General features: G+C 69.4%; 12 protein-coding genes and 1 pseudogene. All 13 read left to right on the forward strand.

All coding sequences use genetic code 11. From position 1 onward, the window contains the following. Nucleotides 1–69 precede the first annotated feature (69 nt). The 13 genes and pseudogenes from AC3A3J_RS04970 to AC3A3J_RS05030 all read left to right on the forward strand — a co-directional run bounded on the left by AC3A3J_RS04970 (nt 70) and on the right by AC3A3J_RS05030 (nt 13056). Nucleotides 70–1389 carry an ABC transporter substrate-binding protein gene (locus tag AC3A3J_RS04970; RefSeq protein WP_487671217.1) on the forward strand — a complete coding sequence of 440 codons (1320 nt, stop codon included), beginning with the start codon at nt 70–72 and terminating at the stop codon, nt 1387–1389. Continuing rightward, nucleotides 1386–2317, forward strand: a pseudogene (locus AC3A3J_RS04975) (carbohydrate ABC transporter permease). The gene AC3A3J_RS04970 and the pseudogene AC3A3J_RS04975 overlap by 4 nt, the downstream one beginning before the upstream one ends. Next, nucleotides 2317–3192: a carbohydrate ABC transporter permease gene (locus AC3A3J_RS04980; RefSeq protein ID WP_487671218.1), complete on the forward strand. Its 876-nt coding sequence runs from the start codon at nt 2317–2319 to the stop codon at nt 3190–3192. The pseudogene AC3A3J_RS04975 and the gene AC3A3J_RS04980 overlap by 1 nt, the downstream one beginning before the upstream one ends. 96 nt (nt 3193–3288) lie before the next feature. Then, nucleotides 3289–4977 carry a glycoside hydrolase family 13 protein gene (locus tag AC3A3J_RS04985; protein ID WP_487671219.1) on the forward strand — a complete coding sequence of 563 codons (1689 nt, stop codon included), beginning with the start codon at nt 3289–3291 and terminating at the stop codon, nt 4975–4977. 178 nt (nt 4978–5155) lie between these two features. After that, nucleotides 5156–6196: a metal ABC transporter solute-binding protein, Zn/Mn family gene (locus AC3A3J_RS04990; protein WP_487671220.1), complete on the forward strand. Its 1041-nt coding sequence runs from the start codon at nt 5156–5158 to the stop codon at nt 6194–6196. Nucleotides 6197–6252: 56 nt separating this feature from the next. Then, nucleotides 6253–7056, forward strand: coding sequence for a metal ABC transporter ATP-binding protein (locus tag AC3A3J_RS04995; protein WP_487671221.1), 804 nt, complete (start codon nt 6253–6255; stop codon nt 7054–7056). Nucleotides 7057–7061: 5 nt separating this feature from the next. Beyond that, nucleotides 7062–7913 carry a metal ABC transporter permease gene (locus AC3A3J_RS05000; RefSeq protein ID WP_487671290.1) on the forward strand — a complete coding sequence of 284 codons (852 nt, stop codon included), beginning with the start codon at nt 7062–7064 and terminating at the stop codon, nt 7911–7913. Between the two features lie 53 nt (nt 7914–7966). After that, complete coding sequence (locus AC3A3J_RS05005; RefSeq protein WP_487671222.1) at nt 7967–8419, forward strand: hypothetical protein; 453 nt, start codon at nt 7967–7969, stop codon at nt 8417–8419. Nucleotide 8420: 1 nt separating this feature from the next. Then, a complete protein-coding gene (locus AC3A3J_RS05010) occupies nt 8421–8810 on the forward strand; it encodes a PadR family transcriptional regulator (RefSeq protein WP_487671223.1) in 390 nt (129 codons plus the stop codon). Nucleotides 8811–8900: 90 nt separating this feature from the next. Continuing rightward, on the forward strand, nt 8901–9317 hold the full coding sequence (locus tag AC3A3J_RS05015; RefSeq protein WP_487671224.1) for a Fur family transcriptional regulator: 417 nt from the start codon (nt 8901–8903) through the stop codon (nt 9315–9317). Beyond that, complete coding sequence (locus AC3A3J_RS05020; protein WP_487671225.1) at nt 9314–10342, forward strand: permease; 1029 nt, start codon at nt 9314–9316, stop codon at nt 10340–10342. Before AC3A3J_RS05015 ends, AC3A3J_RS05020 begins: the two co-directional genes overlap by 4 nt. Beyond that, nucleotides 10335–11174, forward strand: coding sequence for a TIGR03943 family putative permease subunit (locus AC3A3J_RS05025; RefSeq protein ID WP_487671226.1), 840 nt, complete (start codon nt 10335–10337; stop codon nt 11172–11174). Before AC3A3J_RS05020 ends, AC3A3J_RS05025 begins: the two co-directional genes overlap by 8 nt. Next, nucleotides 11164–13056 carry a hypothetical protein gene (locus tag AC3A3J_RS05030; protein ID WP_487671227.1) on the forward strand — a complete coding sequence of 631 codons (1893 nt, stop codon included), beginning with the start codon at nt 11164–11166 and terminating at the stop codon, nt 13054–13056. The genes AC3A3J_RS05025 and AC3A3J_RS05030 overlap by 11 nt, the downstream gene beginning before the upstream one ends.

Genomic DNA, 13056 nt, shown 5'->3' on the forward strand with positions numbered 1-13056 from the left:
AGAGTACCGGTCAGCGGAGTAAATTCGCTCATTAGATTTAATAGCTGGATCTAAATCGGAAGGACAACGGTGTCTGGGAGACGAACACGCGCGCTGCGGCTGATCGGCGGGGCCCTCGGGCTCACGCTCGTCGGCGCCGCCCTCACGAGCTGCGCCGCCGGCTCGGGAGCGGAGACCATCCGCTTCACCTTCAGCAAGCGCGAGGCGATCGAGTTCATGACCGAGCTCGTCGCCGAGTACAACGCGTCGCAGGGCGACGTGAAGGTCGAGATCGACACCTCGGGCGTCGATGTCGTTTCGGCCAGCTTCGTGCGGGGCAACCCGCCCGACATCATGCTCGCCAACTACAACTACGAGGTCGCCCGGTTCGTGCAGCGCTGCGCGCTGACCGACCTTTCCGGTACCGATGCGGCCGCGAGCATCCGCGACGACCTGCAGCCGCTCATGGAGCAGTACGGATCGTGCGAAGGGCGCACGAGCGCCCTGCCGTACTCGGTGATGGCCGCATCCGTCATCTACAACAAGGAGATCTTCGAGGCGCAGGGACTCGAGGTCCCCACCACCTGGGACGAGCTGATCGCCGTGTGCGACCAGCTCACGGCCGCCGGCATCGACCCGTTCTACGGCACCTTCAAAGACGACTGGACCGTCGCGCAGGGCTGGTACGACTACACCGCCGGAGGATCGGTCGACACGATCGAGTTCTTCGATGCGCTCGCCGAGGAGGGCGCCGAGGTCGGCCCCGACTCGCCCGTGTCGTTCGAGAAGGACTTCGCCGAGCCGATGGATCGCATGATGCAGCTCGCCGAGAACTACACCAACGCGGATGCCCCGAGCCGGGGCTACGGCGACGGCAACCTGGCGTTCGGCAAGGGCGAGGCCGCGATGTACCTGCAGGGTCCGTGGGCGTTCAGCGAGATCGCGAAGACGGCCCCCGACCTGGCGCTCGGCACGTTCCCGCTGCCGATGACCGACGACCCCGACGACCTCGGCGTGCGGGTGAACATGGACCTCGCGGCCATGATCCCGGTCGAATCGGCGCATCAGGAGGCGGCGCGCGACTTCCTCGAGTACCTGTTCCTGCCCGAGAACATCGAGGCCTACAACGCCTCGCAGCTCGGCTTCACGCCGACGAAGGATGCCCCGGCCCCCGACGATCCGCGCATCGAGGGGATGATCGAGTACTACGAGAACGGGCAGATCTACCAGGGTCCGTCGGTGCTCGTCCCCAAGACGCTGCCGATCTTCAACTACGCGCAGGCCATGGTGCTGGGCGCCTCGACCGACGCCACTCTGCGCACCATGGACGCCGACTGGGCACGCATCGCGTTCCGCGCGCCGATCCCCTCCACCCAGGACAACGCCTCGGGTGAGGAGTCCGCATCATGAGCACCACGACCGCACCCAGCGACAGCACGACGGTCATCGTCACCGGCGGTCGGCGCGAGCTGCGCCGCCACCGGCGCCGTGTCGAACCGATCTACTACCTGTTCCTGCTGCCGACCCTGGTGATCTTCACCCTCGCGATCACCGTGCCCGGCGTCATGGGCATCTTCTTCAGCTTCACCGACTCGATCGGGTTGGGGGAGTGGAGCTTCAACGGCTTCACGAACTACATCGCGATGTTCAGCGACCCGTCGATCCTGCAGAGCTACCTCTTCACGTTCGGGTTCTCGATCGCCACCGTGATCGTGGTGAACGTGATCGCGTTCCTCCTGGCGGTCGGCCTCTTTCGCGCATCCGCCTCAAGACGGCGCTCCGCACGGTCTTCGTGATCCCTATGGTGATCTCGGGCATCATCATCGCCTACGTCTTCAACTTCCTGTTCTCGAACTCGCTGCCCGCAGCGGGCGCGGCCACCGGCATCCCCTGGCTGTCGGAGAGCCTGCTCGCCAACCCCGACCTCGCATGGGTCGCGATCGTCATCGTCACCGCGTGGCAGGCCGTGCCCGGCACGCTGCTCATCTACATCGCCGGCCTGCTGTCGGTTCCCGGCGAGGTGTACGAGGCCGCGAGCATCGACGGGGCGAGCAAGACGCAGCAGCTCACCCGCATCACGGTCCCGCTCGTCATGGGCTACGTCGTGATCAACGTCATCCTCGGGTTCAAGGGCTTCCTCAACGCCTACGACATCATCGTCGGCCTCACCAACGGCGGTCCGGGCACCGCCACCCGCAGCGTCGCAATGACGATCATCGCGGGCTTCAACGGCGGCGACTACGCCTACCAGATGGCCAACGCGACCATCTTCTTCATCGTCGCCGTGCTCATCTCGCTCCTCCAGCTCTCGCTGACGCGCGGAAGGAACGCACTCTGATGTCGACGCAGACCATCACCACCGCCACCGGCGGGAAGAAGCCGCGCGAGCGCATGGAACGGGTCAACTGGTCGGCGACGATCATCCTGATCCTCTGCACGGTCACGGTGCTGCTCCCGCTGTACGTCACCCTCTCGATGGCGTTCAAGACCACGAACCAGGCGGTCGACGGCAACGCCTTCTCGCTGCCGGCGCCGTTCAGCATCGACGGGTTCGTCGAGGCCTGGAACCTCACGAAGTTCCCGGTCGGCGCGGGTATCTCGCTGCTCGTCACGGCGGGCACGGTGATCGCCACGATCGTGCTCGCGGCGTGGGCGTCGTACGCGATCGTGCGCAACTGGGACCGCCGGCTGTTCCGCTACTCGTTCTTCTACCTGCTCGCGGCGATGTTCATCCCGTTCCCCGTGGTCGCCCTGCCGCAGATCCAGCTCACCGGCCGCGTCGGACTCGACAACCCGTTCGGCGTCATCATCCTCGCGACGATGTTCCAGCTGAGCTTCAGCGTGCTGCTGTTCACGGCGTTCCTGCGGTCGATCCCCATCGAGCTCGAGGAGAGCGCCCGCATCGACGGCGCGACCACGTGGCAGACGTTCTGGAAGCTGATCTTCCCGCTGCTCGCGCCGATGAGCGCGACGGTCGGCATCTTCGCCTTCCTCTACGCCTGGAACGACTTCATGATGCCGTCGCTGATCATCTCCGACCCGGCGTTGCAGACGCTGCCGGTGCGGCAGAACCTCTTCCAGAACCAGTTCAGCAACAACTACAACGTGGCGTTCGCCTCGTACCTCATGGCGATGGCGCCGGCCATCCTGGCGTACCTGTTCACGCAGCGCTTCGTCATGGAGGGCGTCACGCAGGGCGCCGTCAAGGGCTGACCGGATGCCCGGCGACGGGCCGGCCCGTCCGCGGCGCCCGCCCGCGACCGCCCCCGCAGAACCCCCACCGCAAGGAAAGAAGGAGCAACACCCCTCATGACCGATGCGCTTCTCACCGAGACCCGCGACGACCGGACGGCAGCATGGTGGCGGCAGGCCGCCGTCTACCAGATCTACCCCCGCAGCTTCGCCGACGCGAACGGCGACGGGCTCGGCGACATCCCCGGCATCGTGTCGAAGGTCGGCTACCTCGCCGACCTCGGCATCGACGCCGTCTGGCTGAGCCCGTTCTACCCCTCCGAGCTCGCCGACGGCGGCTACGACGTGGCCGACTACCGCGACGTCGATCCCCGCCTGGGCACTCTCGCCGACTTCGACGCGATGGTCGAGGCACTGCACGCCCGCGGCATCCACGTGATCGTCGACATCGTGCCGAACCACTCGTCCGATCAGCACCCGTGGTTCCAGGAGGCGCTCGCCGCCGGGCGCGGATCGGCCGCGCGCGAGCGGTACATCTTCCGCGAGGGCACCGGCCCCGACGGTTCCGAGCCGCCGACCGACTGGGTCTCGGTGTTCGGCGGCGGCGCCTGGGAGCGCGTCGACGACGGCCAGTGGTACTTCCACAACTTCGCGAAGGAGCAGCCCGACTTCAACTGGGACCACCCGGAGGTGCGCGAGGACTTCCTGAAGACCCTGCGCTTCTGGTCCGACCGGGGCGTCGACGGTTTCCGCATCGATGTCGCGCACATGCTCACGAAGGACCTCAGCGAACCCCTGCCCTCGCGCGCCGAACTCGACGCCATCGACCGCTCGACCGGCCTGCATCCGCTCATCGACCGTGATGAGGTGCACGAGATCTACGCCGAGTGGCGCCAGGTGTTCAACGAGTACGACCCGCCGCGCACGGCCGTGGCCGAGGCGTGGGTCGACACCCCCGAGCGACGCGCGCGCTACGCGTCGGCCGAGGGGCTGGGTCAGGCGTTCAACTTCGACCTGCTCGAGGCCGACTTCGACGCCGCGCAGTTCCGCGGCATCATCGACGACAACCTCGCGCAGGCGCGGCTCACCGGGTCGTCGACCACGTGGGTGCTCTCGAACCACGACGTGACGCGGCATGCCACGCGATACGGCCTGGCCCCGCTGCAGGGCCGTGCCGTCAAGCAGGGCACCGAGTGGGTCGCCGCCGGCGGCCCCGCCGACATGCTCGACCGCGACCGCGGACTGCGGCGCGCGCACGCCGCATCGCTGCTGCTGTTCGGCCTGCCGGGCAGCGCGTACCTCTACCAGGGTGAGGAACTCGGGCTGCACGAGGTGGCCGAGATCCCCGCCGATGAGCGGCAGGACCCGGCGTTCTTCCGCGGCGCGGAGTTCGACGGTCTGGGTCGCGACGGATGCCGTGTGCCGCTGCCGTGGACCGCGGACGGCGTCTCGTTCGGATTCGGCAGTGCTCCGGCACACCTGCCGCAGCCGGCCTGGTTCGCCGAGCACGCGGTGGATGTCGAGGCATCCGACCCCTCGTCGACCCTGTCGCTCTATCGCGAGGCGTTGCGGTTGCGGCATCCGCTGCAGACGGGGGAGTCGCTGGAGTGGATCGAGACCGGCCGCGCCGACGTGCTGCGCTTCGTGCGCCCGAACGGGTGGCAGATCGTGACGAACTTCGGCGCCGAGCCTTTCGACCTCGGTGCGGACGCATCGGAGGTGGTGCTCGCGAGCATCCCGCTGAACGGCACATCTCTCGCTGGCGAGGCGACGGCCTGGCTCGCGCCGGAGGGTCTGCTCGACTGAGGCGCGGCTCCCCGGGCGGAACGCCTGCGCGGAACGGAGACCACCGTGGCCGGGGTCGGCGTGTCGAGGGACGACACGCCGACCCCGGAGCGATGCGTCTGCGTTTCGTGCGTAAAGGCGACGGAGAACCTCCCGCATCGATTTGATAATGGTTCTCATTAGCTCGTACAGTGGAGGCATGAAGAAGCCCGTCGTCGTCCTCAGTCTCGCCTCCGTCGCCGCCCTCACGCTGGCCGGATGCTCCGCCCCTGCGGCCGGCGAAGGGCAGGACGACGGCGAGATCACCGTCGTCGCGAGCACCAACGTCTACGGCGACATCGCCGCGACCATCGGCGGCGACCGCATCGAGGTCGAGTCGATCATCACCTCCGCCACGCAGGACCCGCACTCGTACGAGGCCAGTGCCCGCGACCGGCTCACCGTGCAGGACGCCGACCTCGTGATCGAGAACGGCGGCGGCTACGACGCCTTCGTCGACTCGCTGCTCGGCGACTCCGACGCGCACGTCATCACCGCCGTCGAGTACGCCCACGACTACCCGGGCAACGAGGGTCACTCGGACGAGGATCACGACCACGCGGACGACGCCTCGGCGACGGATGCCCCGGCCGAGGAGGAGCACGACCACGCCGAGGAAGAGGGCCACGACCACGCCGAGGGTGAGGACGGTCACGAGGGCCACGACCACATCGAAGGCTTCAACGAGCACGTGTGGTTCGACCCGCACACGATGATCCACGTCGTCGAGGCGATCTCCGACGAGCTGTCCGAGCTCGACCCCGACGAAGCCGAGGAGTTCGCCGCGAACGCCGACGCCCTCATCACCGAGCTCGAGGGCTTCGAGGCCGACCTGGAGGCCATGAAGACGGATGCCGCGGGCACGAACGTCTTCATGACCGAGCCCCTGCCCGGCTACCTCGCCGCCGCCGCGGGCTTCACCGACGTCACGCCCGAGGGCTTCGCCGAGTCGGTCGAGGAGGGCACCGACGTCGCTCCCGCCGTGCTGCTCGAAGCGCTCGACGTGATCGGCAGCGGCCAGGTGTCGGCGCTGTTGACCAATGCCCAGACCGGCGGTTCCGAGACGGAGCGCGTCGAGAAGGCCGCGGAGGACGCGGGCGTCCCCGTCGTGGCCTTCACGGAGCTGCTCGACGACGGATCGTCGTACTCTGAGTGGATGAGTGACGCGATCCAGAGCCTCGCCGCCGCGACCCAGTCGTGAGCCGGGCCCCTCGACAGGGTCTGGCACGCGCGGGAGGAGCGGAGGCCCCGCGCCCCGTGCTCGAGATTGCCGGCGCCTCGCTGCACCGCGGCGACCGTGAACTGTGGTCGGGCCTCGACCTGACCGTGCACCCCGGCGAATTCATCGCCGTGCTCGGCCCCTCGGGCTCGGGCAAGACCACTCTGCTGCGGAGCATCCTGGGCCTGCAGCCGTTGTCGTCCGGCAGCATCCGCGTCGCGGGTGAGCCCGTGCACCGCGGGAACTCCCGCATCGGGTACGTGCCGCAGCAGCGTTCTCTCGCCCCCGACACGAGCATGCGGGCGCGCGACATGGTGGCCCTCGGTGTGCAGGGCAGCCGCTTCGGCTTCCCTGTTCCGCACCGCGGCGACCGCGCGAAGGTCGACCGCCTGCTCGCATCGGTGGGCGCCAGCCACTTCGCCGACCGCCGCGTCGGCCTGCTGTCGGGAGGCGAGCAGCAGCGACTGCGCGTGGGGCAGGCCCTCGCCGACGAGCCCGCCCTGCTGCTGTGCGACGAGCCGCTGTCGAACCTCGACCTCGCCAACCAGCTGGCCGTGACCGACATCATCGATCGGCAGCGGCGCGAGCGCGAGGCCGCCGTGATGTTCGTCACCCACGACATCAACCCGATCCTCGGCCGGGTCGACCGCATCCTCTACATCGCCGGCGGGCGCTTCCTGCTCGGCACGCCCGACGAGGTACTGCAGACGCGGGTGCTCACCGACCTCTACGGCACACCGGTGTTCGTGCTGCGCGCCGGCGACCGACTGGTCGTCGTCGGTGTGCCGGATGCCGAGCCCCACCACGACCACGGCGAGCACGAGCACGGGGGAGCGGCGTGAGGCCGCTGCTCGACTGGGGCGACGTCTTCTCGTTCCAGGACTACGGCGCGCTCGTCGAGCTGCTGTCGAACTCGATCATCGCCGGAGCGGTTCTCGGACTCGTCGGAGGTCTGATCGGCGTCTTCGTGATGCAGCGCGACCTCGCCTTCGCCGTCCACGGCGTGAGCGAGCTGTCGTTCGCGGGCGCCGCGGCCGCCCTGCTCTTCGGGGGCAGCGTCGTGTTCGGCTCTCTCGCCGGCGCGCTCGTCGCAGCGGTGCTCATCGGTGTGCTCGGCGCCAAGGCTCGGGATCGCAACTCGATCGTCGGCGTGCTCATGCCGTTCGGCCTCGGCCTCGGCATCCTGTTCCTGTCGCTGTACGACGGCCGCACCGCGAACCGATTCAGCCTGCTCACCGGGCAGATCGTGTCGGTGTCGAGCCCCGACCTCGGGTGGCTCATCGGTATCAGCGTGGTGGTGCTCGTCGGCCTGCTGCTGATGTGGAACCCGCTGCGGTTCGACTCGCTCGACCCCGAGTCGGCGGCCGCCCGCGGGGTGCCCACCCGCGCCGTCAGTCTGATGTTCATGGTGCTGCTCGGCCTCATCGTCGCCGTGAGCGTGCACATCATCGGCGCCCTGCTGGTGATGGCGTTGCTCGTCACCCCGGCGGCGGCAGCCATGCGCGTGACCGCCGGGCCCGTGCTCGTACCTGTGCTCGCGGCGCTGTTCGGCCTCGTGTCGGCGGTCGGCGGCATCCTGCTGGCCCTCGCCGGGACCCTGCCCGTGAGCCCGTACATCACGACGCTCTCGTTCACGATCTACGTCGTGTGCTGGATCGTGCAGAAGACCCGCGCCCGGGTGCGCCGGGTTCGCGCGTAAGAGTGGGAAGCGAGGTGCGTCTGAACCTTGTGTACCAGTGGTACAGTACCGCCATGACAAGGATCACACAGCCGCACGTCGCCCCAGACATCCGCCGGGTTCTCGGCATCTATCTGCTCGGTTTGCTGTCGGTCATGGTTATCACCCACGCGGCGATCGCGATCGCAGGAGGAGCCATCGGACCGGCCGCGCTCATCCTGCTCGCCGCGGTAGCCGTGGGGCTGGCCGTCTGGTGGTCGTTCAATGGTCGGCGGCTCGGCCGCGTGCGTTTCGGGCCCGTGGTCGCCCACACGATCGCGTTCGTCACCATTGCCGGCTCGTTCATGCTGCACGCCTCCATCCGCGTCTTTGTTCTCGCTCAAGCTCCGCAGGGCTACGACGCGGCGGCGGACATGATCCTGCGTACGCCGTGGTTCGGTCTGACGTTCGGGATGACCTCACTATGGGCTGTCGGCCTTGCGATGCATCTCGCCGGAGCGGTCCTCACGCGCGGCTGGGAGGACTGAGGTGTCACGCCCCTCGGAAGAGGATGAGTGGATCGAGCACCGTGTGGCCGCATGGGTCGAGACGTATAAGAAGGCGATGCTCACGCCCGTCCTGCTCGACGCGGTGGCCGCATCCGAGCCCGTCACGATCGCCGCGCTCGCGGAGGCGACGATGAGGATGACCGGGTGGAACCTCACGGAGCGAGGCCTCTACCGCACGATCAGCCGCCTCGAGGAGCAGGGGCTGCTTTCGTCGATCGACCGCAACGCGCCCCGCACCGGGGCGCTGCGCAAGGAGATCCGTCTCACGGATGCGGGGCGCTCCGTCCTGGCTGGCATAGGCGAGCAGATCGTCCCCCTGCCCGCTCGAGTTCCGACGTCAGCCGCCCGAAGTGTCAGTGAGAGTGTGTGATGCTCCCGTTCGCGGTCATTCGAGACCGAGGCCAGGCGGGTGCGCCGCACTCCCAGCCCTCGCTGATCCCCGCCGCCTAAGATCGTCGGTATGGCTCAGCGGAACACCTGGCAGCGCGAACGCGTGCGCGAAGCGCTCGCCGACGCGCGCGGATTCGTGAGCGCCCAGAACCTGCACGCCACGCTGCGCGACGACAACACGGGCATCGGGCTCGCGACCGTGTACCGCGCGCTGGCCGGACTCGCCGCCTCCGGCGACGCCGATTCGCTGCAGAGCCCAGACGGCGAGGCGCTCTACCGCGCCTGCACCACGCAGGGCCACCATCACCACCTGATCTGCCGCAACTGCGGACTCACGGTCGAGATCGAAGCGACCGACGTCGAGCAGTGGGCGCACCGCACCGCCGCCCTGCACGGCTTCACCGATGCCGCACACGTCGTCGACATCTTCGGGTTGTGCGCGCCGTGCACCAACAAGCGCGACGCCGAGAGGGCTGCCGGGGCGTGACTCTCCTCACGCCCCCGCGGCACACGCATCGTCCGACGCGGTCCCCCCGCTCGACATGGGTCGGTGTCGGTATCGGCGCGGCCATCGTGGTCGCGCTCTTCCTCGTCGACGCGTTCCTGCCCGCGCTCTTCCCGGCGTCGCTGCCGACACGTGCGCAGGACGGCCTGACCCTCGCGCTCAGCGTGCTCATCGAGGCGCTGCCGTTCGTGATCCTCGGTGTGCTGCTGTCGATCGTCGTTCAGGTGTGGCTGCCGTCCGACGTCATCCACCGGTGGCTCCCGAAGCGCGCCTGGGCGCGCCGCGCCGTGCTGTCGCTGCTCGGCATGCTGATCCCGGTGTGCGAGTGCGGCAACGTCCCGTTCGCCCGCGGACTCATGATGCGCGGCCTCGCGCCGGCCGAGGCCATGACCTTCCTCATCGCCGCGCCGATCGTGAATCCCATCGTGATCCTCACGACTCACGCCGCGTTCGGGTGGGACGGCGGCATCCTCGTCGCGCGCCTCGTCGGCGGGTACCTGATCGCGAACCTCATCGGCTGGATCTACAGCCGCCACCCCTCGCCCGACGCCATGCTGACGCAGCGTTTCGTCGAGACCTGCGACCGGGTCACCCACGAGCACGGCACCCCGGTGAAGCGCAGCCTCACGCAGTTCCTCATCGAGCTGCGCGCCGTCATGCCGGCGCTCGTCATCGGTTCCGCCCTCGCCGGCGCGGTGCAGGTGCTCATCCCGCGCGATCTGCTGCTGGCCATCGGGGCGAACCCTGTGCTTTCGATCGTCGCCATGATGGCGCTCGCGATGGTCGTCGCGATCTGCTCGAACGTCGACGCGTTCTTCGCCCTGTCCTTCGCCTCGACGTTCTCGTCGGGCGCCATCGTCGCCTTCCTGCTCGTCGGCCCCCTGGTCGACGTGAAGATGCTCGCGCTCATGCGCACCACCTTCACCACGCGCACGCTGCTCGGCGTGGTGGGCGTGGTCATCGCTGCCGCCTTCGCCATCGGGATCGGGGTGAACGTCCTTGTCTGATCACGCATCCACCGCGCACGTCGAGGCCACCGAGGACGCGGCATCCGACCACCGCGACGCGTCGCGCGCACGCCGACGCGCGATCGCCACCCGGTGGCTCGGCATCGGCCTCGCCACGTTCGTCTCCATCGTGACCCTCGGGCTCGGCCTGACCGGGCGGCTCACGCTCTACATCAGCCCCGAATCGGTGTGGTTCGCGTGCGCGGCCGCCGTCGTCACGCTGGTGGGGGCGATCTGGTCGTGCACCCTGCCGCTCGGCGAGGAAGACGATCACGGTCACGACCACGGCACGGCGCACGAGGCGGATGCCCCACCCTCCCCGCGGCGCTCGCTCGCCGCGGCCGGCGCCGTCACCGGGGGAGTGCTCGCTTCGGGCGTCGTCGTCGCCGCGCTCGTGCTGCCCCCGGCGTCGCTCTCGGTCGAGCTCGCGATGTCGCGGGTGGGCGAGCAGGCGACGCTCTTCGCCGGCAGCGACGACGTCACGCTCGGGGTCGCCGACACGTCGACCTTCGGGGTGGGGGACTGGGCCAGCGTCTTCGCGACGGCGACGAACACCGCCGCGTACGACGGCGCATCGGTCACCCTGCAGGGCTTCGTCACGCCGGATGCCGTGAAGAACGGCGAGGTCAACCTCACGCGCATGGTCATCACGCACTGCGTGATCGACGCGCAGCCCGCCACCCTGCCCGTCGACGTCGACGCGAGCGCCTACGACACCGGGCAGTGGATCGAGGTCACCGGCACGGTGCGGGCGGATGCCGACGGCTCGCTGACCATCGAACCGACCGACGTCGTCAAGATCGACGAGCCGGGGGACCCGTATGAGTACTGACGACGAGCGCGCAGAGCGGCCCGCCGTCCCCCCGCGCACCCGCGCAGAACTCCGCGCGGCGCGCGAGGCCGAGGCGGCGCGCGAGGCGGAGGCGGGGCCGGCACCTGAGCCCACGTCTTCTCGCGAGACCTCGCACTCGTCGGAGCCCGTTCTCCCGACGCCGCCCGCCGACCGTGCCGCCCCCGCGGACCACTCCTCCGCCCGGCCCGCCCGCCGCTCGTCGTTCGAAGCACTGGAGGGCGCCGACCCCGCAGACGAGCGGTCGCGCTCGAAGTGGCAGAGGGCCGAGCGCCCGGAGCGCCCCGAGAAAGAGCGAGCCGCCCGTCCCGCGCGTGCACCGAAACCTCCGCGTGAGCCGAAGCCCCCGCGGCCGGCGAAGACGCCGCGGGCGCCGAAGCGCACGTCTCCCGCCTCCACCGACGCGACGGCATCCGCGTCCGGCGCTCTTCCCGCCCGAGCATCCACCGCCGCTGCATCCCCCGCCGCTGCATCCGCCTCCCCCCGCCCCGCCTCGCCGTCGCGCCGGTTCGGCCTCGCCCTCGCGGCGGTGCTCGGGATCCTGGTGCTGGTCGGCGCGGGGTTCGGCGTCGTGAGCCTCACGCAGGGTCCGCGCATCTCCGAGGTGCAGGTCGACCCCTCGCACGCGATCGACTCGTCGGGCAGCCGGGTGATCCTCACGGCCAACCAGGCGCTCGCCGCCGTCGACCCCGCGCAGGTCACCGTCGAGCCGGCCGTGCCGTTCACGGTCGACGCGGCGGGGCGCGGCATCGGCATCCGCTTCACCGTCCCCCTCGACGACGAGACCACGTACACGGTCACCGTCGCCGACGCGGTCGGGGCGGGCGGCGGTCCGTCGAGCACCCTGACGACGAGCTTCACCACGCCGGCATCCACCATGTTCCTGCTCAACCGCAGCGAAAAAGACGACAAGATCTTCGCCACCGATCTCACCGGTGAGAAGGCGGTTCCGGTGTTCGCCGCCGACAAGATCAACGACTTCCGCGCCACCTCGTCGCAGCTGATCGTGACGACCGAGGAGGACGACGGCTCGCACCTCCTCGTCATGGACCACGACGGCTCGAACCAGCGCGAACTGCCTCTGCCGGGCGAGGGGTTCGTCAGTTCGGTGCAGGTGTCGGAGCGCGGCGGACTCGTCGGCTACAGCTACTCCGATCGCGAGCTCAGCGACACCGAGGGCCGCGCGAGCGTTCTGGTGACGCAGTCGCTGAACGACAAGGACTCCGCACCGCAGGTGATCGAGGTGGGCGACGCCGAGGTCAGCGTGTTCTCCTGGCAGTTCGTGCCCGACAGCGCTGCGCTGCTCTTCATCGACTTCGACGGCGCGCTCTCGCTCGTCGACCGCTCCGCGGACGCGGGCGTGCAGTCGCTCGGCCTCGCCGCCAACATCCAGGGCATCAGCCGCGGCACGTACACCGCGATCGTCGAGCGTCTGGACGGCTCCGTGGTCGAGCTGAACCTCGCCGACGGGTCGGAGCAGCCGCTCGCCGCATCGACCCCCGACTACGGCGTCGCGACGACGATCACGCCGTACCCCGGTGGCACGCTGCGGCACATCGTGGCCCGCGACGAGATCGGCATCCCCACGGGGCAGGCCATCATCCGGGTCGACGACGAGGGCGTCGCCACGCCGCTCGTCGAGGTGCCCGAGACCGATTCGATCCTGCAGGCGTGCGCCTCGCCGAGCGGGCAGTACGCCGCCGTCGTCATCGCGCCGGACATGACCGAGAACCCGTACGACGAGATGCTGCTGCCGCTGCCGACGAAGATGGAGACGCACCTGTACGACCTGCGCTCCGGCGACGAGATGGTCGCGCTGACCGGTTTCGACCCCTCGTGGTGCCAGACCGCGCCCCGCTTCTGA

Source organism: Microbacterium sp. Soil_N32 (genome assembly GCF_057655505.1).

Coding starts and splice junctions, on each gene's coding strand:
- AC3A3J_RS04985 (WP_487671219.1), top strand. CDS start 3,289: ATGACCGATGCGCTTCTCACCGAGACCCGCGACGACCGGACGGCAGCA.
- AC3A3J_RS04990 (WP_487671220.1), top strand. CDS start 5,156: ATGAAGAAGCCCGTCGTCGTCCTCAGTCTCGCCTCCGTCGCCGCCCTC.
- AC3A3J_RS05015 (WP_487671224.1), top strand. CDS start 8,901: ATGGCTCAGCGGAACACCTGGCAGCGCGAACGCGTGCGCGAAGCGCTC.
- AC3A3J_RS05005 (WP_487671222.1), top strand. CDS start 7,967: ATGACAAGGATCACACAGCCGCACGTCGCCCCAGACATCCGCCGGGTT.
- AC3A3J_RS05030 (WP_487671227.1), top strand. CDS start 11,164: ATGAGTACTGACGACGAGCGCGCAGAGCGGCCCGCCGTCCCCCCGCGC.
- AC3A3J_RS04980 (WP_487671218.1), top strand. CDS start 2,317: ATGTCGACGCAGACCATCACCACCGCCACCGGCGGGAAGAAGCCGCGC.